Raw genomic sequence first — 25,384 nt, forward strand, 5'->3', positions numbered from 1 at the left:
GCTCGCTGCCGAAGGGCCGTAAGTGTGTGCCGCTGGGGGCACTGACAAACGTGGCGTTGGCTCCGACAGCCGTTGATATCACCGTGCGCGAGGTGCTTGCGCATCTGGAGGGAGCGTTCGCCTCGGTGGCGAGCGCCGTGGAAAATGGCGAGTTTGCGCTTTGGGTTGGATCAGGCATCTCCCGCAAAGCCCCCAATCTCGGCGATCTTATCGAGCGGGCTTTCGACTATATTCGCGTGCGAGCGATCGATCCCGGCACCGCAGCTGCCTATCGCCCGGCGCTCGATGAAGCGCTAACACTCGCCGAAATCGATCCCACCACCGTTGAAGCGCAATTCGAGCAAGCGCTTGTCGATTGGCCCGAACATGACGCGATCATAAATCGGCTATGGAACAAATACTCCAAGGTTCTTGATATCCGCATTGCGGGAACGGATGTCGATTTCATTCTCTGGGATGCGATCGACATCCGGCAGGCGTTTGAACATTCAGCGCCGCCTGCGGCTGAACATCTGTGCATAGCGATCCTCATCTTAGAGGGAGCAGTGCAGTCCGTCGCGTCGGCGAACTGGGACGGTTTCATCGAAGCGGCGGTGGATAAATTGAGCAACGGCGTTGCCGGCATTCTTCAGGTCGTTGTCGATCCCACCCAATTGCGTGGCCCCGCCGGCCGCGCCCGGCTATACAAATTTCATGGCTGCATTGTGCATGCGACCCGAGAGCCGCTGGTATTCCGCCCCTATCTGACGGGCAGCCACACCCAGATCATGGACTGGCCGCAAAATGCGACATTCACGGCGATGCACAATGCAGTTGTCGGACTTGCGACGGCGCAGAAGACTCTCGTCCTGGGTCTCTCAATCCAGGACAGCAATCTGCAGACGATATTTTCCAAGTCAAAAGCCGTTCATGCCTGGCCCTGGCCGTGCGCACCGGATGCGCCGGCGTATGTATTTTGCGAGGACGCCATCCAACCGGGCCAGCGGGACTTGCTGCGCATCGCCTATGGGCCAACCTACAACGCTGACCCGGCCGCCCTTCACGACGCCACCTTACTTCGCGCATGGGGCGAACAGGTGCTGATCGCCTTGGTCCTGAAGCTGCTTGCCGAGAAACTGGTACGGCTGATGGAGCTTTCCTTGGCGGCGGAGGGCAAAGTGGCGATCGCAACTGCGCTCGCTCCGATGCTGGCCAGCCTACGCGATGAAATTGCCTATCTGGCTGTTCCGATTGCCGGGGCACGGGATCGCATCGCTTTTACGAATCAGGCAATCGCTCTTTGGTCACGCATGCTGTCGATTTTCCGGAGCGGCGCCCTACCTGTCCACCCGGATATGTATGAGGCCCTATGTGGATCGCCGCTCAACCTGATCGCAGCCGATCAGAATGCTCAGGCCATGGGGTTGGGCCAGCTTGGGGTGGCATTGTCGCTGCTTCATCATGGTCGGGCGTCAGGACATTGGGAACTACGTGCGCCGGTTTCCGACAATCTAGATGCTGGCACGATGACCGCCCGTGCCTCGCGGCTCGGCGGCGTCGATCGACCGCTGTTCCTTGTTAAATCAGCAGCGGACGTAATCAAGTTGCAGAGCAATGGCGCCTTTGCGAACGACAATGCGATCGTCGTGCATGGCGATGACGTGTGGCAGCGTATGGTTCGTGGTGGCGGAAGCGCGCGCCGCGTTCGTTCGGCACCAGGACGCACAGGTGTCGTCGGAGAAACCCATGTCAGCATAGCGGACCTTATCTCGCGCAGCGCGGATTCAGTGGAACTCCAACAACATTTCGTCGCCGAGATGATGTTGTGAGCGCCTCGCCGATCCTGCTAGCCATTCAAGCGCGCCTTCGCATAGCAGGCTATAGCGACCTGTCGACGCCATTCAAATTAGCTGGGGTCGACTTCGCGTTCACGGCCGCCATGCGGGGCCGCAACGGCCGGGCGCTTGATCTGGTCCTGCTGGTCGACACGACCACGGGGGATTTCGGAGATCGCGACGGCGTCAGAGTGCGCCAGCGGATCGAGGCGTTGAGCCGCGCTCTCGATGTCACCGGGTCGCGCTATGTCGTTACGGTAATCTTGGCCGGTGCCGTATTGTCGGACGGAGTCGAAGTACTCTCGGAAATATGCCGGGTTTTGCAGGTCGAGGCAGTCCCGCTGAATGTCGAAGGCCAGCCGGTGGACGAAGCCGCAGAGCGACAGCTCGATGATTGCATCCGCGTGCTCCTGCCGCTCAAGCTTCCCGTGGCGTCAGCGGAGCCAGAAACCGGAGTCGGGCCAGCATTGGATCAATTGGTCGGTGCGCTCCCCGCGGACAGCAACAAGGCGCTTGTCGACGCAGCCCTCGCCGCTGCGGAAAGCGGTGAACAGGCTGTCACCGATGCCGTCGCCTTGATCATAACGCAGTCGTTTCAACTGGAAGGTGAAGAGGAGCCGTCATGACCGAGCGCATCCTTAAGAGCCTCGACATTACCAACTTCAGGAGCATCAGGGGGCATATTCATGCGCCGCTCGATGCCAAGGTGGTGCTACTCCACGGAGAGAATGGCGCTGGAAAAACGAGCGTCCTGTCCGCCATCGAATTGGCCTTGACCGGGAAGGTCCAATCGCTGGAGCGTGCCGATCCTGGCTACCAAAAGCAGTTGCTGTATCGGTCGGCGACCGAAGGCAGCGTGATCCTGCAGACGCTGTGCGGCACGCAGGAGGAGGGCTATCAGGCGGCACTGACCGCCGACGGCGCTCAGTCCATCCAAGCGCTCGACAAGGAACTTGCGACCTTCTTCCGCGAGCGGGCCTTCCTGCCACAATCCCTGCTGGGCCAGCTTCTTCAGATCTACCAGGATGCCGGCAGCGAAGCCGCATCGCCTTTGGCCCAATTCGTCGGCAAGCTTCTAGGTCTCGATCGGCTCGATGCCCTTGAGGCGGGTCTCAAGCCGCTAGTCGATGTCCGGAATGTCCGCAAGTCCGTCGACGGCTGGCTGGCGGCAGAGAATGAAAGATTACGAGTCGAAACGCTGCTGAGCGATCATCGCAAGAACCACGACGCTCTCGATGGCGAAGTGAAACTCGCGATCGATGAACTAGTGCGGGTTTGCGTATCGCTCGAACTTCCGATCAAGGTCGCAGAAGATAACCTAGAACACGTAGATGTGGCATTGGCGGAGTCTACGGATTCCGATGCGTTCGCCCACCTGTCAGACCAGCAGCGCCGGCTGATCGCGATCCGCCGCGAGATCGACAGCGCGCAAAACGCGACGGGCGAGGGTCCCAGTGTGACTGCGATCGGAGCCGACGAAGCGAGCAAGCGATATGCATTGTGGGAAGCGGAATTTGGAGAGCGGTTCGCAACCGCCCGTCGGCGTTCCGAGGGCCTGCTGGTCGATGTTTCGCTGCCGAGCGATCCGGGCCAATTTGCGGACGAAGCGTTAGAGCGGCTCCGGTCGGAGCAGAAGCAGTTGGGCGATCGAGTTTCCCAAGCGCGCACCGATGTCGAGCGGCATGCAAAAGCACAGGATGAGCGCAATGTGGCCAACCGCCAGCGCGAAACGATCGACGAGGAAGTTGAAAGGCTATCGACCAGTGCCGGCAGCCTCGCGTCAACCCTTGCCGAACTGACCTCCTTCATCGACGGGGAGATTTGCCCCGTCTGCGATCGAGACTTCGAAGAAGTCGATGGCGGTCCGCTCAGCGAACATGTGCATGGCAAAGTGCGGATATTGTCCGCGTCGGCGGAGCGATTGCTGACTTTGGGGCGGACGCGCAGCGAGGCTCAGGTCACGATCGAACGACTTAATCGCGAAATTGAAGCGATCGGCAGCCGCAAGCTCACCGACGAAGCCATCGCCGACCTCGATCGGCGCCTGTCCATGGCCAGATCCGTCATCGCCGAGCTGGAGGGTCTTCTCGATGCACTACGCGACGGTGCGAGCCTGCGGCTGGCCGATGTGACGGCGCGGCGTGCGGTCACCGATGCTCAGTCCCGACATGTCTCACTGGCCGCATGGCGCGAAACCTTGGGCGCTTTTGCGATATCGATCGGAGCCGACCAGATCGCGGAAGGTGAAACATTCCATGCGGCCGCCTCGCGCTTGGAGCAGATGCTAGCTGCCAGTGCGGCGAATTTGGAGGGCCGGCTTGCTTTGCGCAGAAGAGGGAACGATCACCTCGCTGTCGCGCGCTCGGCGATTGCCCGTCGCGAACAGGCCAAGACTCGTATCTCCATCGCCGCCGCGGCGTGGCAGCTGGCCGAAGATGCCTTGGGTCGGGCGCAACTCTTGCGCGACCAAGGCATTGCGATCCGCAACGCGGTCGATAAGATCCGATCCGGGATCATCCGCCGCGAATTCAACGATCGTCTCAATCTCCTATGGCGGGATCTCTTCGTTCGATTGGCCCCGGGTGAACCCTTCGTCCCGGCATTTCGCATCCCAGCGGCGTCGACCCAGAAATTGCAGCCGAAGCTGATCACCCAGCATCGTGACGGCGGCGAAGCTGGCGGCACGCCGGGAGCGATGCTAAGTGCGGGCAATCTCAACACTGCGGCACTCACGCTTTTCACGGCGCTCCATCTGTCCGTTCCCAATGAACTTCCGTGGCTGATCCTCGACGATCCTGTGCAATCGATGGACGATGTGCATATCGCGCATTTCGCTGCACTGCTGAGAACCTTGTCGAAGGAGCATGGCCGCCAGATCATGATCGCAGTGCATGATCGGCAGCTGTTCGAATATCTGAAACTCGAGCTGAGCCCTGCATTTCAGGATGACAGCCTGTTGACGCTGGAGCTGTCCCGTGGACCTCGTCGAGACAGTGTCTGCGTTGCCCGCCGCTTTTCCTTTAAGGAAGAGACTGCCCTTCTCGCCGCCGCCTGATGGGACGTTGGATTTGATGGAATGGAGGAAGAACTTCGCTGGCGAGGAGATCATCGCCCGGCTCCTTCAACCGGAGCGGCTTTATACCGCCGCCGAAACCGCGGTGCGCGATGGTACCCCGCGTCAGGCGGGTCTCTATCCTTGGTATTTCGCCGCGATCCCGACCGGCGTCGACGCCAATCAATGCCATCGGCATGACGGCTGGACGTTACTCTATTGCGGCATCTCCCCGAAAAAGCCGTAGACCAACGAGCAACCACCCAGCCGATTGCACATTAATCTGTGACTGCTGTCAACGGATGCGGCTGCGGATCTGCTCTAGGAAGTTTTCCCAAAAGTAGTTGGCGGCGCCCTCAGCATCAAGCGGCTCATCGGTGTGCCGGGACATCGCGTTGCGTGTGCCGAACGCGAGACCCTGCGACGTATCCTCGACAGGCAACCAGTCGTTCATCGAATTGCGTGTGCTGGTCGCGGTGTCATAGCTCAGGCACAGCGCGTTCCGCCACATGTCGCCGCCGTGCCAGATGCTGACCTGACCGACACGTTTGCCGTCGAGATAAACGCTGGCGGCAAAGGACCGGCTGTCAATGCGCTCGAAGTCCGTGTCGATACGTTGATCGGATACGTTCAACTCGGCGAGTTTCTGTTCGAACAACGTAGCGATTGAAGCAAAGCCGTTGCGCAGGAAGCGATCTCGGTCGAGGTCGGTCGGTTTGGCCGCAATGCCGAGCAGATCAGTCGATCGGACCGGGTGTGTTGCTGGCCTCACCGTGAAAGAGGCCCCACTACGCAGGTTGGACGTCACCGAGCTGAAGTCGGTACTAGTCTTCAGCATATCCCTGATCGCACCGACAGCGTTGTTGAATGCGGTGTCGGTGTCGGACCAACTGATCACCGCCTTGCCGTCCTTGGGTAACGCCACGAATTCCGAGAGAGTTTCACCATCGCCGATTGGCACACCCTTCCACTGGCATGGTTTTAGAATAAGGGGGATCACGCGCGCCGTTCCCCGTCGCTGCCGCGCGAACGCCCGCAACATTTCCTGCTCATAACAATATTCCGACGCGATGAAATCGGCTGATATGAGCAAGATCACGACGTCGGATGCTGCCAGTGCGGCTTGAATGGTCGGGTCGAGATGCTCACCCGGCCGAAGCATCCCGTCATGCCATAGATCGATCAAACCCTCGCGCCTCAGCGGCGCGAGATGCCGAACCAGCTGCTCCTTCAGCGCGCTGTCAGCGTGGGTGTAGGAGATGAAACCGGTGGTCATGACGAGAGCCTTTTTGCGCCTACAGTCAGGAATGAAACGACATTGTCCGGGAGGTCGGGCAGGATTTGTCCGGTGAGGCGGGTGAACAACGCTGGCGCCATACCGAGATCAGCAAGCAATCGATGCATCCCGGCACTATTCTTGTTCGCAAGCCATGCAACGGCTGAATTCAACAATTCCGGTTCCTCAATCAGGATGCGGTCGTCATACCGCTCCGTCTTCGCCTGTCCGGTCTTCACCAGCTGAATATTGGCAGTGCGATATTGTGCAGCATCGATAAGGCCAAGATCGAACGCGCGCCGCGCGATGGCGCGCACTGAGACCTTCCATCGCAGCTTCATTGCGAACAGCGCGTTCCAGTCGAGCGCCCTCCTAGTCCGTGGAAATTCGCGAGCAAAGGCGCTTCGAGGGATCAGGAAGGCACTGGCGAAACGGTGCGCTTCTCCTTCGGTAACATTATCGCCGGTGATGACGCCCTGATGCATGATCAGATGAGCAGCCTCGTGCGCGAGATCGAAGCGTAGCCGCGCACCTGCGGCCTTCGCAGTCGAACGTACGACGATCGGCCGACGCCGGGCCATCGACAACGCGTCGATCCGATCCGTGAGATCGTCGAACTGGACGACCACTGCACCGGCATTTTCCAGGACGCGGGTCATGCTAGTGATCGGCCCGTCGATGCCTAGCCCCCAATGTAGCCGCGCATCCTCGGCGAGGCGCTCGATCGCATCGGCTCCCTCGGGCCGCGCTGCTTCAGGGAAATCCACGTCCGGCAATCGCACCAGCGTCTCAAGCCCGTTTACCAATGTCTCTACCGCAGTACCGCGCGCCACTGCTTGAGCGACCAACCCGCGGGGTGCGCTCGCAAGCCGTCGGAAATGACAATCTTCCTCGCGAACGGGATTGATCGCGGGCGCGGCGAAAAACGTCGGCTTCACCGACAAGGCCGCGGCCAGCGCATCTCGCATCTCTTCCGTGGGATCCTTGGCGCCAGTCTCAAGTTGATGAACGAACTGCCGGCTCGTGGCCACCATCCCGCCCAGCTCATCCAGCGAAAGACCGGCAAGCAGGCGAGCCAGCCTTAGCTTGTCACCATGAAACATGCGCGCACCATCGCCCGGACCGCGGTCCGGTGTGTTGCCTTTCGTTGTCACAGTTAGGCTCCGTCAGGGCTAGCTCGGCGCCCGGCGTCGCGATCAAGTTCATCGCCATCGATATCGCCAACAGCAGGCGGCGGCAGGTCACGTCCTTCGGGCCGCTCGTCGCCCAGCAAGACGACCAGTGGTTCAGCCTCGGCAAGCGGCAACGGCCAGACAGTTTCCGGTTGATCATTGCGAAGGGCAACAAAACTTGCGCCAAGAAGGGCACCGTCGAAGTCGGTGATGACGCCAATGCGAAATAGCATCCCCGCCGTAGAAACGCCGGGCTCCAGGTCGAGCATCAACTGCTCCAATGGTGTCGCGACGACGATCTTCGCGGTGGGCTCGGCAGGATCGCCTCGCCAGAACCGCATCGGAACACCCCCGATGCTGAATTGAAAATGTTTGCCCGGGTCTATGACGTCCAGCCATTCAAACCCCGGGGCTCCTGCAGCTTGAGCGATCCGAAAACAGCCGTAATTGTAAGCGCAGACACCCAGCGTCCAATTATCGTCACCGATTGTTGGGTCAAACCGATCGACCGCGCTGCCTCGCCCCAAGGCAAGCAGCTGAGCGACCTTTACCAGGCGTTCTTCGGTTAGTTCTGGATGGTAATCCCAAGGTCGCATTGCATCATCCCCAAGCCCATTCGGGCGATTTTCCTCTTCTGTCAACCGATGAGCCGACTGTCAACCGTCTTGGGGGCGGTAACCGGGAAACCCGCAAAGCGTCTTTCACGACCAAGAGATTCATCGCCCTTGCTCATTTGCGTCTAAGGAGAGGAGAGGACGCAGAGCCGGGTGCAGTGGCGTGCAAAGAGGTCGGAAGCAAATAGACGCCACGCTGCCCGACTGTTGAATTGCCCCCCCGTTCTCGGGACAGCGTAGCGGCTATGCGTCCAGCTTTTTACTTCTTTCACGAACAGCGGACAATCTCATTACGGCCAGATTTGTGCATTCTAAATGGGAAAGCGGTCGGGCAGCACTTGGGATCGGCAGAATCAGGGCTGAGGGTCTGGCTTGGGTCTACATCGGTAGACGGGAAGTGGGACATTTCGATCGTTGCTGGTCGACCCAGCGAAGGGCTGGATAGCTTCCAATGTCGGACGTTCAGGCCGCTCTCAGTGTCGGGCGGTTCTGGGCGTTGGTGAGCACTGCCCTCGAATTCCCGACTATAGCGGTCACGTCTGCCACTGGCCGGGTTGACGTTGTGGGCTTAGGAACGGGAGCAAATGGGGAGAATGAAATGGCCGATTATAAGGTTAGCCGCAGCGGCGTGGTGCTCGAATATGAAGCGACGCTCGAAGGCAATGCCTGGATCATGGAGCAGCTGAAGACCGGCGAAGTCGAGATCAGCCAGGTGTTCACCTTTATCTCCGACGACCTAATCGAAAAGCCGACGCAAGATGAGATTGATGACGATTCCCCCTTCACCTATCGCTTCCGCCTCGCCTCGGCCGGCGCTAGTCACTACCTCATCGCCGGCCGCAAGCTAGGCATCGACCAAGACGTGCTCATTGCCAAAAGCGGGGTCGAATGGCGTCGCAAGCTGTTCGTCGCCGAACGTAACATCTCGATTTTCAAGCGGATCTCCAAGCTTATTCCCGACGCGGAGGAAATCCTCATTGGCGGGAAACGTGACGATGCAATCCCGATCGAGGTGTTCGAGGATCTGATTGCGCAATTCCCCAACACCTATGAACTCAATCGCTATGCCGAGGCGCGGGTCACGAACATCATTGGCGAATATATCGAGCCCAAACGTGACTTCCGGGCGCAGTACGAGGTATATCTCAGCAAGCGCAAATCGCCGCGCAGCGACGTGCCGCTGCAAGCTAAGGAACTGCTCACTACCGAGATTGAAAAGTTTCAGCTGGTCCGCGACACCCTTAAGGCCTGGCTCAAGGCCGGCGACAAGAGTGAGGACGAATGGCAGAAGCAGCTGCTCGCCATTCTCCCGTTGATCTTCCCTAAATACATTGCGGTGATCGAGAAGCTGCCGATCGAGGACAGGTACACAACGAAGGGGAAGGTCATCCACCGCCAGATCGACATCGCACTGGTCGATGTGGGCGGCAATATTGATGTCATCGAGATCAAGAAGCCGGAGCAAAATATCCTGCTCAGGAAGACGCGCTACCGCGATAACTATGTACCGACCGGTATCCTCTCCGGCACGATCATGCAGGCCGAGAAATATCTGTTCCACCTGAGCAAGGGCGGCCGGGCGAGCGAAGACAAGCTAACCGAAAAATACAAAACGGTACTGCCACCCAAACTGGAAATCCGCATCACCAATCCCAAGGCGATGTGCATCCTGGGACGCGACCGCAAGGACAATGGCCATGATGCCTTCGACGAAGGGCAACGTGCCGACCTTGAAGTTATCAAACGCAAGTATACGAACATGATCGACATCATTACCTATGACGATCTGCTGCGCCGGCTCGACAATATCATTGCCTCACTCAAACGTCGCAAAAACCATGGATTGGACGACACCGGGCGCTAAGACAAGTCACCATCAGACGCGCAAGATAGCTGCCTTTCGCTTACTCGGCGTCAGGAAGCCACGCGTTGGGGATCAGCGAGTCATTAAGTCCGCGCCAGTTCTGCGCCTCGAAAACATTATCCTGACCGCCCCAAGCATGGTGATCGGCGTGGTCAAGGACGATAATCTGGAGTTGATTATCGAATTTATCCTGGGCTCGGGCGAGCGCAGCGAATATCTGCCGTGTACTCTGGAGGTCGTCCAGCGGCTTGCGGCCTCGCGCGCTCTTGCGGGCCGAGGCGCCGTCGGCATCGGCGATGAGTACGTCGAACGTATCGCTTGGGAAATAAACTTGGCTCGGCTGGTCGATCACGAGAAAGGAAGGAACGGGATTGTTTGCCTTCCGAAGGAGGCACACCCCTTGAACTGCGAGGAGCGTAGCCAAGTGGTAGGCCATCCAGTTCTCGCCGCTGCCGATCTCCCAAAGATAGTCCGGTTTGTTAGCGCCCTCTCGCTCGAACTTTAGATTGAGTTCGCGGTGGTCGAGAACGGGTTTACCTTCGGCACCCGCAACCTCGAGGGCATCGACAAACCGGACGATATAATCCGAGATTTGCTTCGCCTTGGCCTCTTCCCGGATCTTGCGATCCGCAGCGTTCAGCTGTCGTTGAAGATCGCCGATCTGATTTTGCAGAGCGTTTGCTTGGGATTGCAGCCCGTCGTCTCCTTCCACGTCCCCGAGCATCGCCAATGCCTGTTCGGTTCGACCGATAAAGCGATAGACGTTTTCCAGACTTTGGCTCCGGCCCTGCTCTCGATCTACTACCGTCTCGAACTCCTTTCGGGTTCGCCGCAACTCCAGCATCGCGCGTTCCGATGCGATTAAGGCGCGCTCGATTCCGAGAATTTCGTTATCGACCATGGGGGCGGTCGAAGCCGTTCCGGCGGTCAGATCCGACAGTTCCGAAATCGGGCCATCGAGAGCTTCGAGCGCAACCCGTGCCTCGTCGGAGTCCGAGCCACAAAGTACGCACTTCTCTGCGGTCACGGCGCTTTTAAACCAACCCACTCCGGCAACGCGGCTCTGCTGATCCTGAAGCACGTCGTCATAGTCCGACACCGAGCGGCGCAGGCTCTTTAGGCGTCGCATCCTGCGCTTGTTCGCCGCAATCTCGGCATCGAGCACCTGCTCGCGCCTTCGAATGTCTTCCAACCGCTCTACCGAAACCGACACCCGTCCCGACGCCGCGACGGTAGTACCGCCTGCATCCACGACACTCTGTAGCAATGCGATGAGGGATCGCAGATCGTCGGGCACACCGCCGGCGGGCAGAAGATTGAGTTCCTGGGCGAGATAGAATGCGCCTACCGCGTTGGACTGCCAATTTTGCAGGCCGTTCCGACGGATTCGCAAATCTGCCTCCAGTTTACGCAACTGGTCCTGGAGCAGGTGCAGGCTATGCATCCGCATCAAATCCTCGTTGGTCAGAATCCCAAGCGCAAGCGGCAAGACGTTGCGAAGTTTCTCCCGGTGGTTCGAGGAATCGGCTTTGAAAAACATCGTGTAGGGATTGGCGACGATGTGCTGCGGGAGGAAATTGAACGCGGCCATATCCCGGAAGGACGCGCGCTCGTTAAACCCCTTGCCTTCCGGATCGAGTTGCAGGTTCGACAGGCCGGATAGGGTGTCCATCATTAACTTGAAGTGGGCGGCTTTCGCATTTCCGATAGGAAGAGCCGGCAGCGGTGTTTCGGTGTCGGCGCCCTGCTGTATCCAATATTCCTGAGACGCTTGCCTACCGTCGGGCTTTTGCCGGGCCACCCGCATGGGGCCCGTATCGGTCTCGAGCACCAGCCCATACCAAGACGCATAATCCCGAATTTCCCCGACCGGAATCGTGCAGGTGCTCGCCCCCAGGACGTAGTCGATGATCGATATGATCGACGACTTTCCGGTTGCACTCCATCCGGTGATCACGCTCACCTTGGTCGGGTCGAACTTGACGACGCGTGGCGCAAAGCTGACATCGACGGGCCAGACAATAAGTTGGTGGATCAGAAGCTTCATATCAGAACTCGATCATCAAACGACGCTGCAGGCTCTCTAGGGATTCGATGGCGAACCAAGTCCCCAGTCGCTTGGCAGCCAGGAACATCTCGTTCACGTGGCCGCTCGCTTCCCGAATCGCGAGCGGCAACGCGGGGCCGATCGCCCTAAACGCAGGCAGTCCCTCGCCTCCCTCTCGAAGAAGAAGGCCCGCTGCCACGCCCACTTGCAGTGCGTGGAGTGCCTCAGGGGCATAGCTTTCGATCCGGTACTGAAGGCCCGCGATGATATCCGGACGATCCGACACCGCTTTCAAAAGCCCGCTTTCGAAGTTCATCCCCTTGATCTTCTGAACCGAACTCCGGTGATACAGCATGCCTGCAGCTATCAAGAAAATGGGGAGGCCTGGCGGGTCACCCGATTTGTTCTCTGAGAAGGCATTGGCGAATAGCCAGAAGGTACGCGCGCCGAGCGCCGGATTTCGAAGAACGGTCTCTTCATGATCCATTTTCACGAGCGGTCATCGATCGGCTTGAAATCCGGATCCCACCAGACTTTATCGTCATCGGCCAATCGATGATAATGACCGGACGTCATGTACAACTCGTGGCAATCCTGCCCGGCCAAGTTTTCGTGGTGGTCGAAGGTAGCCTGCGCCAGTATCTGCCGACCTACTTCCGTGCGCGATCCGGTGGGCAGATCCATCTTCGCGCGTCGAACGATATTTCGCCATCTCTGGCCGAGGCGCTCGGCACGATTGAACCATTCCTCGACCGGTATCTCGCCTTCGGCCGCGAGCCGATGCTTTTCGATATTGAATTGAACGAAGTGCTCGACTGCCTCTAGAACCCAATCTTCTTCAAGATCGATACGGCTTAGGTGCTCGACGAAGGGGCGAGCCAGCGCTCGATCGCGATCGACTTCGGTCACCACCACGTCGCCGGCGGGCTTGGGCAAAAAGCGCTGCCTCGCCAACTGTTCTTCGATCGACCTGCATTGAAGAACGCAGGCTTGCCGCGAAATGACACCCGGCTGTTGGGCGGCCCAGAGATTGCGCAGCACGCCGGTAATCCAACCGAGCAGCTTATCGAGAACAAACGTAGCATCGACTCTCGGATGGATGGCGAACCCGTTCACCATCTCCCGGCGAGCGACTTCGATGTCGAATCCCTCAACGATTTCGATACGGGACACCAGCTGCTCGAGCCTCTCGTCGTCGTTCGCGAGTACGGTATCGATCGTAGTCTGGATCTTCGATGCCGATTTTGACCGCAGCCGGGCAGCCGAACGAAGGACGAGGACGGCGTCCGACGGGCTTTTGATACCGGCCCCTACTGCCTTGAACGCCGAGACGATTGCGCCTTTGGCTACCGTATTCGTGACGAGTAGGTAGCGGTCGCATAGCCGCCCATCCGGCCCCGGTAGCAGATCCAGCCATATCTCCAACGTGCGCCACAAGGCCTTGCTCCGGTCCCCAAGTACGTCGGCTCCCGAACGGACGGAGTTCTTGTCCTGTTCGTGGAGGATCGGAACGCCGGCACGCAGCGCAGACACGTCGTCGAAATACTCGACGGCAATGGAGACGTCTGCATCGGCCTTGCTGAGAAGATAGAGCGCTCGATCTAGCTGCAATATATGTGCGGCACCCTGCGGTGCTGCGGAGCTAGATCTAGATGACGATGCCAATAGACGCCCTCTCCCCTTCCGACTGTCTTCCGCAGCAACCATGCTGCCGTATAGACAAGCTTATAGTTATCTTGAGCGGAGTCTAGCGATGGGTTCCCGACGGTAGAGCGCGACCGGTAAAGTCGGATCCCAGACCCGACGCGCACCATGGGGCACACGAACCCACGACCGCGTACGGGAAGCGTGGATCGTGGCCTAAAAAGGTTGGATTGGGCGCACTGCCGATTGTCCGCTTCACTAAGCATGAACGACAAGTTTTCTCTGAACCGGACGATCGCAGACGATGACGGGTATGGCGAATGTTGGTCGCGACCTGCCGGTTAGCGGACGGACCGCACCTAGGAACGAGAAATTGGCGGCTGAATGACGACAAAGGGTCGACGACGGTACGACAGCTACGCGCCTAGCCGGTCGTCGAGCCGGTTGCGGCAGATTTCCGATAGCCGACCGCAGGTTCCGCATTGCGCATCCGACGTCCAGTTAGTTCGCTGATCAGGCCCGGGCAGCCTCTACTGTGGGGTAGGCACGGTGACTACTAGCCGTGCCAGCGTGACCACAAGGATAAGCCTCTGCACGGTCTGCTCGTCTTCGCGCTGTATACCATCATTTCTGCTGGTGCGGCCCCCTTGATCTCCAGGTACGGCAAACTACGGAAGTAGGGCTTTCCGATCTCCAATAATGGCGGTTCGTTAATCACTTTTTCATAATTATGCGCAAAATCGTTAATGCGTCCTTACGGTCCCCACCAGGGCGCGCTTCGATCAGACCCCGGCGCTCCCCCTTTTCTGGCGTCGGGGTCTACCTGCGTGAAAATGATGGCCCAACATCAGATACTGGCGACAGATATCGGCAGCGCTCCCTTCCCAGCCTTGCAATCTATGATTCAGACCAATCCGGCATGGCAGCCTCTAGCATGAAAAGGGCGCTTATTGCTCGCTTCTGGGCCTATCACTCATTCCCGGTCACCCGACATTCATGCACGACAGCTAGAGGGAGGTCCGGCGAGGCCCCACAACTTAAGGACTGCATCCGGTGGGGTCTCGTTTCTAGCAGCGCTGAATGGAGCGAATGCCTCACGCCAGGCGCTGAGCAAGCATCATGCATGGCTGGTAGTTCGAGGCATTTCCCGCAGCGGGGTGCCCGATCGCGCTGCCGATATCTGTCGCCAGCATCACCCAAGACGAGGGAGCACTGCCAGCTAACGCGCGCTCCCGAGAGAACATTTTCCGTCAAGCCGCCGATGGCCGCCGTGACCAGCGAACAGGCAGATCGATACATTCCAGCAAACCGAAGGCTCCTATCTCAACAGGCGGTAGCCGCGTGCTGCCATACCGGTTTCCAATGCCGGCCAGACCGCTTCAAAAGGTTTGTCTGGCGGCGTAATTCCAAGCATGTCCAGGCAACAAATGTGCCTCCCGTTTATTGTTGCGATGTCCTATCAACACTTCGAAATTTGCGGCTGTCTTTAAAAGTTTGCGACCTAAAATGACCTTATCGTTCCGAAGGAGTTAGTGCGATATGACATTGATTATCGGCACGGCTGGCTGGAGCATTTCGAGAAGGCATGCACAGGCGTTTCCTGAGGAAGGAAGTGCTCTCCAGCGCTATGCGGCGCGGTTCCGTGGCGTCGAGATCAATTCATCCTTCTATCGTCCCCATCGGTCATCGACCTGGGCACGCTGGCACGACAGCGTGCCGCAAGATTTCCGATTTGCCGTAAAGATGCCCAAAGCGGTCAGCCACCAATGCAGGTTGCTCGACTGCCGGGAACAAACGGCCACGTTCATTGAGAATATCGATGCGTTGGGAAGCAAGCTGGACGTTCTGATGCTTCAGCTGCCACCCAGTCTCGCCTTTGATGAGACGGCCGTGGGCAACTTCTTTGAAATGTTGTCCGGGCTGACCGATGTCCGGACGGCCTGCGAGCCGCGACATGCGAGCTGGTTCCTACCGCCCGCCGACCGACTACTTGCCGATCTGGGAATCGCCAGGGTCGCGGCTGATCCTTTTCCTGTGGCCCGACCAGTGGAGCCGGGCGGCTACCGCGCATTTGAATATTGGCGCTTGCACGGATCGCCCCGCGTCTATCGCTCGGCTTACGGCGACGAAAGGATGGCGCCTTTTCTGCCCGCGCTGATGAGCGTGGCTGGCCGGCCCGCGAGCAGTTGGTGCGTCTTCGACAATACTGCCGAGTCTGCTGCGATCGGTGACGCTATGCTACTCTCGTCCCGATTAGAGCTCTGACACAGCGGGCGATACGCGGGAAAAACAATCCTGAACAAGCGCATGGCCTCCCTTGTTTTAGCCTGGCGGTGCCCATTCTGGTGCTGGCCCTTGCGATGTTCGGCGGGTTCTGAACCGCCGATCTGACGGGTGCCGACAATGTTCAAAGACATGCGTCGGCACAAGCGGACCTAACTGGCTTAGGAGGATTATGAACTGAGCGAATATATAGATATGGCTACCAAGGCATCGGGCGCGGAGCAGGTTCTAGAAAAAGGGTCGGCGCTCACCGCTGGGGAGATTCCAGATGATGCGGACAAACGCGCGAAGGCCACAATCCGCTGGCGCCGGCTGTCAACGTCGAACCTGGCAGGTGAAGCATCATCGCTGCTTGTGGCGCTCGTCCTGGAAGGCGACCTTAGCTTCCAGGATTGTCACTTCGCCCGGCGCGCATGAGGGGTCGCGCCTGGCGATTTTGCGCCGATCCTTGAAAACTGCTGTCCCTCTTTAGCCCCGGTCAACCCCCGCAGGCAGATTAATGCCGCGGAACCGGGCCATTCGACCCAGCCGCCGCAGCACATGTGATCGCTCCTACGCTTCGGGCTGCGCGTCGAGATCGACGACCAATTCACGTGGCCAGTAGCGCAAGGTTCGGCAAGCCTTCAGGAAGGTCTTCGCATCGGCCGCCTTGGCTAAAGGCAGGCATGCCTCGTCCAGATCGTCTGCGATGCCAGCCTTGACGAAGATTGTCTCCGCCTCGGCGCTGATGCCGATATATTTGCAATGTGCAAAGGCATCGGTGGCGAAGTCCTTGGCTGCGGCGTCGAGCGACAGCAGGGCTGCACCTTCGGCCGAGACGACGATGGCGACCGCATCGAACAATACCGATGGACCGCCGTCGATCTTGTGCTTGGCCGCGACCGTGGTGCCGTCGGATAAAGTAACGCCGGCGATCTTCGGCGCAATCACCTCATAGACCGCGCCTTCGCCATCGACCGCCGCGATCAACGCTTTCACGATGGCCGCGTCCGCGCCGTCGCTCAGTAGGATGCCAAGCTTGCGGCCCTTGAAACTGTCGGGTCCATTCTTGACTATGCTGAGCTTGTCGGACGCCGGCAGATCGATGATCGGCGTGCGTGCCGCCACGGCAGGGTCGGGAAGCGCAAGGCCAAGGCCATTTGCGACAATCGCGGCCAGCGTCGGATCGATGTTTAGCAAGTGCGAGACGGTGCGCGATCGAATGTCGGGCCGTTCAACCTTCGACAGTTCGAACACCAGCGCGTCGCCAATATGCTTCTGTTCGATCGGCGTCTGGCTGACAAAAAACTGCCGCGCCTGGCTGTAATGATCGGCGAAGCTTTCGGATCGCACACGCTGCTTGGGGCCGCTGGCGGTTTCGGCAAAGCTAGGGAAGCCACGCACTGGGTCCTCGCGCGGGCCGCCTTGCGCGGCACCCCAGCTGTTGGGCTCGTAATTCGCGCGGCCCACGGGGTTGCGCATCGCCATATGCCCGTCCTGCTGGAAATGCGCCATCGGGCATTTGGGCGCATTGATAGGGATATGGGTGAAGTTCGGACTGCCCAGCCGCTTGATCTGGGTGTCGAGATAGGAAAAGTTGCGCCCCTGCAACAGCGGATCGTTCGAGAAATCGATGCCCGGCGGCACATTCTGGGTGCAGAAAGCAACCTGCTCGGTCTCGGCGAAGAAATTGTCGACGACCCGATCTAGGACCAGCCGGCCGACGACACGGATCGGCACCAGCTCCTCGGGAATGATCTTGGTCGCATCTAGTACATCGAAGTCGAAGCTGTCGGCGAAAGCATCGTCAAACAACTGCACGCCCAGTTCCCATTCCGGGAAGTCGCCGCTGTTGATCGCGTCCCACAGGTCGCGGCGGTGGAAGTCGGGGTCGGCACCGTTGATCTTGACCGCTTCGTTCCAGACCACCGACTGCAGGCCCTGCTTGGGCTTCCAGTGAAACTTGACGAAGGTCGATTTGCCTTTGGCATCGACGAGGCGGAACGTGTGGACACCAAAGCCCTCCATTGTGCGAAAGGAGCGCGGGATCGCGCGATCCGACATGGTCCACATGATCATGTGAAAGCTCTCAGGCGTCAGGCTGACAAAGTCCCAGAAATTATCGTGCGCGGTCTGCGCCTGGGGGAAGGCGCGATCCGGCTCGGGCTTGGCCGCATGGACGAGGTCTGGAAACTTAATCGCATCTTGGATGAAAAAGACGGGGATATTGTTGCCGACAAGGTCCCAGTTGCCCTCCTGCGTATAGAGCTTGACCGCGAAGCCCCGAACGTCGCGAGCGAGGTCGAAGGAGCCTTTAGAGCCCGCGACAGTCGAGAAGCGGACGAAAGCCGGCGTCTTCTCGCCCACGCGCTGGAAGATGTCTGCGCGGCTGACGTCGGCCAGACTGTCGGTCAGCTCGAAGAAGCCGTGGGCGCCGTAGCCGCGCGCGTGAACGACCCGTTCGGGGATGCGCTCATGGTCGAAATGGAAGATTTTCTCGCGGAAGTGGAAGTCCTCCAAGAGCGTTGGGCCGCGTGCGCCTTGCTTCAGGCTGTTCTGGTCATCTGCGACCGGGATGCCGTTCTGGGTGGTGAGGGTCGCGATATCACCACCTACGATCTGATGGGTATCGCCGCCCGCGGCCTGCGGCTCGGCGAACGACATGGATATCATGGCGTCGGTTGGGACGGCCGCAGCCTTCTGCGGGGACTCCCCGCCGATGTCCGTTCCGGCCAGATCAGCGGGCGTCACAGGTGCCTTGCTGGCGGACGGCTTGGGTGCACTGGGTTTCTTGGCCATGTTGGGTCCTCGGTTTAAAAGCGGATGATGGGGACGGAGAACCTCGCCCGGCGTAACCGGGCACAAGGCTGCGTCGCCATGGGCGTGAAATCGGAACCAGAACCCGCGGGCCGGTCGGTAGTTGCCGGGCGGCCAGCAAAATTAACCTGTGTCATCACGATTGTGCGGGGCAGGTTTGAACGGCCGATCGACAATCGCATTGACAGATGTTGCTTCAAGCCATCTGGGCGCACGGGCTCCAATGCGGAAGGTTGTTAGGACAAGACCCGCGCATCCGGTCCTGTCGCGGGGTGGTTGGTAGCCGCGCCATCAAGCGGAGGGGGCAGGGCCGACGCGGCCATTGCCTATCACCGGTGCCACCGGGACGCTGGGCCAGGCCTTCGCCGGCGCGTGCCTGCTGCGCGGTATCGACCATGTGCTTACCGACCGGCAAGGTCTCTATCTTGGAGCTCCTCGCTCAGTCGCCTGCGCACTGGACAACCTTTCCCCTTGGGCCGTCATCAACTGCGCGGGATGGATTCGCGTTCACGAGGCCAAAGATCGAGCAAAGGACAGTAAGGCGCACGCTGACGCCTCGCTCGAAGCCCTCGACCGGCGTGCGCTCCTGGTTCGTACCGCCGCCTTCTTCTCGCCCTATGTCCGGCAGAGTTTCGCGATGCACATCATCGAGGCTCTACGTGATGGGCGGCGGTTCGCGGCAGCCTCGGATGGTGTGATCTCACCAACATATGTTCCCGATCTGGTTCGCGCGATGCTCGATCTTGTCATCATTGTCCGCATCACGCGCCGCTTACAAGTAAGCGTGGCCTGATCATGCCGGACCTCGGGTCGGCGATCGCGCGTTTCGCTGCGACCTGGGGGGCCTGAAGCGCAAAGTTAATCTGCGTCATCACGATTTGCAGGATCAGGGCGCAACATGCACCGAGCTCGTCCGTTTGGACGGTGCGCGGTTGTCCTGCCGACGCTTCGGCAAGGTTTCATAATGTTCATCGATCGCTTCCTGAGAGACAAACGCGGCCTGAGCCTGGGGGCGGGGGAGCCGCTATATCAGATCTGCGGCCTCAACAATGTTCATGTGAACAGGATGCTGCGATCGCTGCGCGAAGACCGGTTGTGCGTCTTCCGTTCCTCGCCTGTCGAGATATTTGAACCCGAGCGACTGGCGCAGGGGCAATTTGATCCCGCATATCGTTACATTGACGATGGCCTTGTGAGGCCCATGCCGTCTCTATCAAGGGTCCTGCAATGACAGAGCAAGTTTCCGGTCCGCAAGCGCAGACCACGCCCGGTGTCGCTAGCGCGGAAGACGGCCTCGTCATCCTCGACGGACCTGACGGCGTCGCCGTTACAATGACCCCGGAGGCTGCCGTTGGCACCGGAGAGAGCCTTATTGCCGCTGCGGCGATCGCGCAGACGCAATCATCGAATGATATGCGATAATTATTTCCACAGACGCGGACCTGGCCCTGCTGCCAATGGATGTTAACATGAACGACCTAGGTTTTGCCGACGGTGAGAAACGTATAGGCCTGCATGTCCTCGCGAGGAACGTCTATCGTGGGCCGCATCTCTTTGGTCGCCTGCCCATGATCCGCATCCAGGTCGCGCTAGGCGAACTGGAAGCCTCGCCGACCGATAGACTGCCCGACTTTACCGACCGCCTTCTTGCCGCTCTTCCCGGGCTGGCGCGTCACGGCTGCAGCTGCCCGCATGAGGGCGGGTTTCCGAGACGTTTGCGCGAGGGCACGTGGCTCGGCCATGTCATCGAGCATGTGGCGCTGGAATTGCAGACGCTGGCGGGGAGCCCCGTATCCCGCGGCAAGACCCGCAGCGTGCCGGGCAGGCCCGGCGTCTACAACATCCTGTACCGCTATCTAGAGGAAGATGTCGGCCTAGCTGCCGGCGCCGCCGCCATCGCGCTGGTCGCGGCGCTGCTCCCGGTGTGGTTCCGCCGATGGGATGGCGGGGCGCTGCTGCCTGCCCCGGTCGGGGGCGACGGCCTGGATGTCGGCGCGACGGTCGAGCATTTGATCGCGCTTCGCAGACGATCGGCGCTGGGGCCGACCACGGCCTCTTTGGCCGAGGCTGCCCGGCGTCGCACGATACCAGTCGCCCGGCTGGACCAGCAGGGGTTGCTCCTGCTTGGCTGGGGCACCCGGCAGCAGCGTTTGCGTGCGAGCATCACCGGACGCACTCCGCAGATCGCGGTCTCGCTTGCGGGCAACAAGGATGCGACCAAGGCGCTGCTGACCGCCGCCGGCCTCCCGGTGCCCAAGGGTATCGTCGTCAGAACCGTCGAGGACGCGCTGGCGGCAGCGCAGAAACTGGACGGGCCCCTCGTCATTAAGCCGCTCGACAGCAATCACGGGCGCGGCGTCAGCACCTTCGTCGAGACGCCCGCTGACATAGGCAAAGCGTTCGACCATGCGGCCAAGATCAGCAGCCGGGTCATCGTCGAAAAGCATCTTCCCGGCAACGATCACCGCATGCTGGTAGTCGATGGCAAACTAGTCGCGGTGGCGGAACGCGTGCCGGCGCATGTCGTGGGCGATGGCATCCGATCCGTTGGAGAACTGATCGCCTTCGTCAACGCCGATCCTCGCCGTGGCGACGGGCATGAAAGTATGCTGACGAAGATCCGGGTCGATGCCGCGCTAAGGCCTGTGGACATTTAGGGGATTCCCTTTTTCGCGTGGATCGGATTCAAGACTGGCGAAGGGAGCGTCATTTTGGATCGACACGGAATAAGCGACGAGCAGTGGGAACGGGTTCGTCCTGCGCTTCCCGGTAAAATCGGGGACCGAGGCCGTTCTGCCGCAGACAATCGGAGATTTGTCGATGCGGTCTTATGGATCGCTGCGACAGGAGCGCCGTGGCGGGACTTGCCGGAGAGCTTCGGCAACTGGAACTCCAATTTCCGTCGCTTCCGCAGATGGGCGGTGAAAGGGATCTTCGACCTTCTATTTGAGCAGCTATCCGGCGACCGCGACTTTGAATATGCCATGATCGACGGCACGATCGTCCGGGTCCATCAGCAGGGCACCGGCGCAAGGGGGGGACTCATCGTCAGGCGATCGGACGGTCGCGCGGAGGGCTGACCACAAAGATCGTGGCGTTGGTAGATGCGCTGGGAAACCTAGCCCGTTTCGTACTGGTGCCTGGCCAGAGCCACGACCTCGTCGGAGTGAAACCGCTAATCCAGGACGTCGAATTCGATATGTTCCTCGGAGACAAGGCTTTCGACGCAGACTGGTTGCGAACCGAGTTGAACGAACGAGGCGCTGTAGCGGTGATCCCTCCCAAATCGAACCGAAAGCAAAAGATCGAATGCGACTTTCACGCTTATCGCTGGAGGCACCTCGTCGAGAACTTCTTCTGCAGCCTCAAAACATTCCGGCGGATCGCCACCCGATACGAGAAAACCGATCAAAGCTACCGAGCTATGATCAACCTCGCAGCTTTGAAGATCGCCATGCGATAAATGTCCACAGGACTTAGTAGACGCGTTAGAAAAGCAGGGCAGGACGATCGAGACCGTTCCAGGCGCGGGCGAACATGTCTTGCTGCGTGGCACCGCCAATCTGTCGAGCGGCGGCACTGCTATCGACCGCACTAAGAAGGTTCATCCCGACAATCGCCTAATCGCTGAAATGGCGGCGCGCGCAATCGGGCTCGATATCGCCGGCATCGATTTTCTGTCGCCCGACATAGCGCGGTCCGTCAACGAGACCGGCGGCGGTATCGTCGAGGTCAACGCGGCGCCTGGCTTCCGCATGCACTTGGCCCCGTCCGAAGGTCCGGCGCGCGATGTCGCGGCACCGGTGATCGCTATGCTTTATCCGCAAGCGATGACAAGCCGGATACCGGTCGTTGCAATCACCGGTACGAATGGCAAGTCCACGACGGCGCGGATGGTTGCCGCGATCCTGCGCGGCATCTATCAGACGGTCGGCCTCACCACCACCACCGGTGTCTATGTCAACGACTTGCTCCTAAAGTCGGGCGACTCCAGTGGGCCAAAAAGTGCCAGGATGCTGCTGCATAATCCTGCTGTCGATGTCGCTGTCCTGGAGACGGCGCGGGGCGGCATATTGCGCGAAGGCTTGGGGTTCGATTACGCGACGGTCGGCGCGGTGCTCAATATCAGCGAAGATCATCTGGGCGTGGGCGGGATTGATACGCTGGAGGATCTGGCAGCGGTCAAGGCCGTGGTGGTCCGCAGCGTCGCGCAGCGCGGCTTTGCAGTCCTTAATTTCGATGACCGGCGTGTCCGTGCACTGGCGCGGCGAAGCCGTGGCCGCATCATCTGGTTCAGCCGCACGGGCTCGATCGCGCACCCCGTAATGGCAGCCCATGTCGCAGCAAGCGGCCGAGCGATCCTGCTCGAAGAGGACAGTGGCGCGGCCAGCCTTGTCCTGTACGAAGGCGATCAGAGGACGGCGATCATCCCCGTGTCCGACATGCCCGCATCGCTGGGGGGCGCGGCGGCATTCAATGTCGAAAATGCGCTGGCCGCTTGCGCCGTCGCCACTGCCCTTGGCGTCACGCCGGAACAGATCGCCAAACCGCTCAAGCGCTTTACGTCGAATTTCACGGACAATCCCGGCCGCTTCAACATCATCGACGTCCATCCCTTCCGGGTGGTCATCGACTATGCGCATAATATCGCCAGTATGCGCGCGCTCGGCCACTGTCTGGGCAATTTGAACACAGGCGGCGGGCGAAGCATCGGCATGGTCAGCATGCCCGGGGACCGGCGTGACGAGGACATCATGCAAATGGGCGCGACGGCCGTTCCCATGCTGGACCATATCGTCTTTCGCGAAGGGCCCGACGGTCGCGGCCGTCCCCGCGGCGAGGTGTTAAGACTGCTCGAAAAAGGCGCGCGGTCGGCAGGCGCATCCGCCAGGCAGGTCAGCTTCGTCCTTGAGGAGCGTGACGCCGTCCTTGCCACGCTCCGTCTGGCTCGTCCCGGCGATTTGGTCCTTCTCTTCCCAACCCGGGTTGAAGAGGTGCATGGCCAGGTCATGGCGTTCCAGCCGGAGACACCCGAGAGCTTAAGCAGAGAGGCCGTGCGTGCCGACAAATAAGAGCGCATGGACCTTGGTGGTGCATGGCGGCGCGCGATCCATCCCGCGCCAGGATCGCGCTCGTTTCGCAGCGGGATGCGCTCAGGCGGCAAAGGCTGGCGGTGATATTCTCGCACAAGGTGGCTCGGCGATCGACGCCGTGGAAGCCGCCGTGCGTGTGCTTGAAGATCTACCTGATTTCAATGCTGGCACGGGATCAGTGCGCAACGCTGCGGGAAATGTGGAAATGGACGCTGCTGTCATGGACGGCCACACGCTGGCGATCGGTGGCGTCGGCGCGATCCGGGAAGTGCGTCATCCCGTTTCGGTTGCCAGGGCGATGCTGGACGAAACGCCGATCCTGCTGGTCGGCGAGGGGGCACGGCAATTTGCGACACATATCGGCGCCGAGCCTGCCGATGCGGGATCGATACCGTCTCCGGGCGGATGCGATACCGTAGGCTGCATCGCGCGCGATCAGGCCGGGCATGTCGCGGCAGCGGGTTCAACCGGGGGTCTCGAAGGCAAGATGGTCGGACGGGTAGGCGATACGCCCTTGCCCGGCTGCGGGCTCTATGCGGACGATCGCGCGGGCGCGACTGCCCTGTCGGGCGAAGGCGAGAGCATCGCCCGCGGCATGCTGGCGGCGCATATCCTCTTTGCCCTTCCAGGCAACGGAGCGCTCGCAGCCGCACAAATGGCGATCACCCGGCTCGAACGGACGGGCGGCGAAGCCGGCGCGATCGTACTCGATTCCGATGGCGGGTTCGGCATTGCGCACAACAGCGCACAATTTTCGGTCGCGGTTGCGGCGGACTGGCTCGATGCGCCACGCGCCGGCACCCATGCTGACGATCTTAGGGAGTGGTATACATGACAGAGAAAATAGGGCCGCTCATCATCATCGGCGGGCATGAGGACAAGGAGGACAAGCGCGCCATCCTGAAGGCGATCGCCGCGGAGGTGCAGGGACGCAAGCTCATCATCGCAACGATCGCGAGCCACGAGCCTGAAGGCTATTTCACCACCTATCAGAAGGCGTTCGCCGATCTGGGCGTGGGAGAACTGGTCGAACTCTACATCCATGATCGTGCGGAGAGTCACGACGTGCAAGTCGCCGACGCGTTCAATGATGCTGGGGGCATTTTTTTCACGGGCGGCGACCAGCTCCGCATCTCGAGCCAGATCGGCGACACCCCGATCGAAACCATGGTCCGCGACCTGCACGACCGGGGCGGGCTGGTCGCGGGTACGTCGGCCGGTGCTGCGGCGATGAGCGAGATCATGCTGGTCAAGGGCTCCAGCCGCGAAACCCATCGTATCGGCGACCTCCATATGGCGCCGGGCCTCGGCTTCGTAGAGGGGGCGATCATCGACCAGCATTTCGCCGAACGCGGCCGGATCGGGCGGCTGCTCGGCGCCGTCGCGCAGAATCCGCGCGTCATCGGCATCGGCATCGACGAGAATACCGCCATCGTTGTACGCGATCGCATGTTCCAGGTCATCGGCGTCGGCGCCGTCTATGTGGTAGACGCCGCCCATGTCACCCAGTCGAACATTGCCAAGGCTCACCCCGATCGCACGCTCTCCATGCATGGCGTCCATCTCCATGTGTTGAGCGCCGGTGACCATTTCGACATCGACAGCCGCACGCCCAGTCAGCGGCCGAGCGACGCCCAGCCAGAAAGGTCGGATCATGAACATGCTGCAGCTAGACCGCGCGCCTAACATAGACGCGTCCAACGAAGGCGACCCCCTCCTGCTCCTCCTC

The 25,384-nt window shown here is 60.2% G+C and carries 20 protein-coding genes and 1 pseudogene; 14 read left to right on the plus strand and 7 right to left on the minus strand.

Annotation, left to right across the window (positions count from 1 at the left end; translation table 11 throughout):
• Positions 1–26: 26 nt before the first annotated feature.
• From sphantq_RS21420 to sphantq_RS21435, 4 genes are read left to right on the plus strand one after another with little or no spacing between them, the layout of a single operon-like run.
• Positions 27–1,808 (plus strand): SIR2 family protein, encoded by a 1,782-nt coding sequence (locus sphantq_RS21420; RefSeq protein ID WP_272800332.1) that lies wholly within the window; start codon positions 27–29, stop codon positions 1,806–1,808.
• Positions 1,805–2,440, plus strand: coding sequence for a hypothetical protein (locus sphantq_RS21425; RefSeq protein ID WP_272800333.1), 636 nt, complete (start codon positions 1,805–1,807; stop codon positions 2,438–2,440). The genes sphantq_RS21420 and sphantq_RS21425 overlap by 4 nt, the downstream gene beginning before the upstream one ends.
• Positions 2,437–4,869 carry an AAA family ATPase gene (locus sphantq_RS21430; protein ID WP_272800334.1) on the plus strand — a complete coding sequence of 811 codons (2,433 nt, stop codon included), beginning with the start codon at positions 2,437–2,439 and terminating at the stop codon, positions 4,867–4,869. The genes sphantq_RS21425 and sphantq_RS21430 overlap by 4 nt, the downstream gene beginning before the upstream one ends.
• A gap of 16 nt (positions 4,870–4,885) precedes the next feature.
• Complete coding sequence (locus tag sphantq_RS21435) at positions 4,886–5,113, plus strand: hypothetical protein (protein ID WP_272800335.1); 228 nt, start codon at positions 4,886–4,888, stop codon at positions 5,111–5,113.
• A gap of 48 nt (positions 5,114–5,161) precedes the next feature.
• Here sphantq_RS21435 and sphantq_RS21440 read toward each other — a convergent pair whose 3' ends face one another.
• From sphantq_RS21440 to sphantq_RS21450, 3 genes are read right to left on the minus strand one after another with little or no spacing between them, the layout of a single operon-like run.
• Positions 5,162–6,142, minus strand: coding sequence for a toll/interleukin-1 receptor domain-containing protein (locus tag sphantq_RS21440; RefSeq protein WP_272800336.1), 981 nt, complete (start codon positions 6,140–6,142; stop codon positions 5,162–5,164).
• Entirely contained in the window at positions 6,139–7,296 is a 1,158-nt protein-coding gene (locus sphantq_RS21445; protein ID WP_272800337.1) for an ImmA/IrrE family metallo-endopeptidase, read from the minus strand. Before sphantq_RS21445 ends, sphantq_RS21440 begins: the two co-directional genes overlap by 4 nt.
• A 2-nt stretch (positions 7,297–7,298) precedes the next feature.
• A complete protein-coding gene (locus tag sphantq_RS21450; protein WP_272800338.1) occupies positions 7,299–7,955 on the minus strand; it encodes a hypothetical protein in 657 nt (218 codons plus the stop codon).
• A 571-nt stretch (positions 7,956–8,526) separates the two neighbouring features.
• Here sphantq_RS21450 and sphantq_RS21455 point away from each other — a divergent pair.
• On the plus strand, positions 8,527–9,792 hold the full coding sequence (locus tag sphantq_RS21455; protein ID WP_272800339.1) for a Shedu immune nuclease family protein: 1,266 nt from the start codon (positions 8,527–8,529) through the stop codon (positions 9,790–9,792).
• A gap of 40 nt (positions 9,793–9,832) precedes the next feature.
• Here sphantq_RS21455 and sphantq_RS21460 read toward each other — a convergent pair whose 3' ends face one another.
• The 3 genes from sphantq_RS21460 to sphantq_RS21470 are packed head-to-tail and all read right to left on the minus strand — an operon-like array spanning position 9,833 to position 13,450.
• Positions 9,833–11,839, minus strand: a complete 2,007-nt coding sequence (locus sphantq_RS21460; protein WP_272800340.1) for a DUF3732 domain-containing protein — start codon at positions 11,837–11,839, stop codon at positions 9,833–9,835.
• Between the two features lies 1 nt (position 11,840).
• Positions 11,841–12,326, minus strand: coding sequence for a three component ABC system middle component (locus sphantq_RS21465; protein ID WP_272800571.1), 486 nt, complete (start codon positions 12,324–12,326; stop codon positions 11,841–11,843).
• A gap of 2 nt (positions 12,327–12,328) precedes the next feature.
• Positions 12,329–13,450 carry an ABC-three component system protein gene (locus sphantq_RS21470; RefSeq protein WP_272800341.1) on the minus strand — a complete coding sequence of 374 codons (1,122 nt, stop codon included), beginning with the start codon at positions 13,448–13,450 and terminating at the stop codon, positions 12,329–12,331.
• A 1,572-nt stretch (positions 13,451–15,022) separates the two neighbouring features.
• On the opposite strand from sphantq_RS21470, the gene sphantq_RS21475 reads away from it, so the two are divergent.
• Positions 15,023–15,748, plus strand: a complete 726-nt coding sequence (locus sphantq_RS21475) for a DUF72 domain-containing protein (RefSeq protein ID WP_272800342.1) — start codon at positions 15,023–15,025, stop codon at positions 15,746–15,748.
• 213 nt (positions 15,749–15,961) lie between these two features.
• Positions 15,962–16,183 carry a hypothetical protein gene (locus tag sphantq_RS21480; protein ID WP_272800343.1) on the plus strand — a complete coding sequence of 74 codons (222 nt, stop codon included), beginning with the start codon at positions 15,962–15,964 and terminating at the stop codon, positions 16,181–16,183.
• Between the two features lie 135 nt (positions 16,184–16,318).
• Here the strand turns inward: sphantq_RS21480 and sphantq_RS21485 are convergent, their stop codons facing one another.
• The gene (locus sphantq_RS21485; protein ID WP_443021573.1) at positions 16,319–18,544 is read right to left on the minus strand and encodes a catalase; all 2,226 of its coding nucleotides are present in this window, start codon (positions 18,542–18,544) and stop codon (positions 16,319–16,321) included.
• A 340-nt stretch (positions 18,545–18,884) separates the two neighbouring features.
• Between sphantq_RS21485 and sphantq_RS21490 the strand changes: the two genes are divergently transcribed.
• The 7 genes and pseudogenes from sphantq_RS21490 to sphantq_RS21525 all read left to right on the plus strand — a co-directional run bounded on the left by sphantq_RS21490 (position 18,885) and on the right by sphantq_RS21525 (position 25,341).
• Positions 18,885–19,355, plus strand: coding sequence for a sugar nucleotide-binding protein (locus tag sphantq_RS21490; protein WP_272800344.1), 471 nt, complete (start codon positions 18,885–18,887; stop codon positions 19,353–19,355).
• A gap of 171 nt (positions 19,356–19,526) precedes the next feature.
• The gene (locus sphantq_RS21495) at positions 19,527–19,793 is read left to right on the plus strand and encodes a hypothetical protein (RefSeq protein ID WP_272800345.1); all 267 of its coding nucleotides are present in this window, start codon (positions 19,527–19,529) and stop codon (positions 19,791–19,793) included.
• Between the two features lie 238 nt (positions 19,794–20,031).
• Positions 20,032–21,219 carry a cyanophycin synthetase family protein gene (locus sphantq_RS21505; RefSeq protein WP_272800347.1) on the plus strand — a complete coding sequence of 396 codons (1,188 nt, stop codon included), beginning with the start codon at positions 20,032–20,034 and terminating at the stop codon, positions 21,217–21,219.
• Between the two features lie 54 nt (positions 21,220–21,273).
• Positions 21,274–22,025, plus strand: a pseudogene (locus tag sphantq_RS21510) (IS5 family transposase).
• A 79-nt stretch (positions 22,026–22,104) separates the two neighbouring features.
• Positions 22,105–23,634: a Mur ligase family protein gene (locus sphantq_RS21515; RefSeq protein WP_272800348.1), complete on the plus strand. Its 1,530-nt coding sequence runs from the start codon at positions 22,105–22,107 to the stop codon at positions 23,632–23,634.
• Positions 23,621–24,490, plus strand: coding sequence for an isoaspartyl peptidase/L-asparaginase family protein (locus sphantq_RS21520; RefSeq protein WP_272800349.1), 870 nt, complete (start codon positions 23,621–23,623; stop codon positions 24,488–24,490). Before sphantq_RS21515 ends, sphantq_RS21520 begins: the two co-directional genes overlap by 14 nt.
• Positions 24,487–25,341, plus strand: coding sequence for a cyanophycinase (locus sphantq_RS21525; RefSeq protein WP_272800350.1), 855 nt, complete (start codon positions 24,487–24,489; stop codon positions 25,339–25,341). Before sphantq_RS21520 ends, sphantq_RS21525 begins: the two co-directional genes overlap by 4 nt.
• Positions 25,342–25,384: the final 43 nt, after the last annotated feature.

The sequence above is a fragment of the Sphingobium sp. AntQ-1 genome (assembly GCF_028538045.1).
GTDB lineage: Bacteria > Pseudomonadota > Alphaproteobacteria > Sphingomonadales > Sphingomonadaceae > Sphingobium > Sphingobium cupriresistens.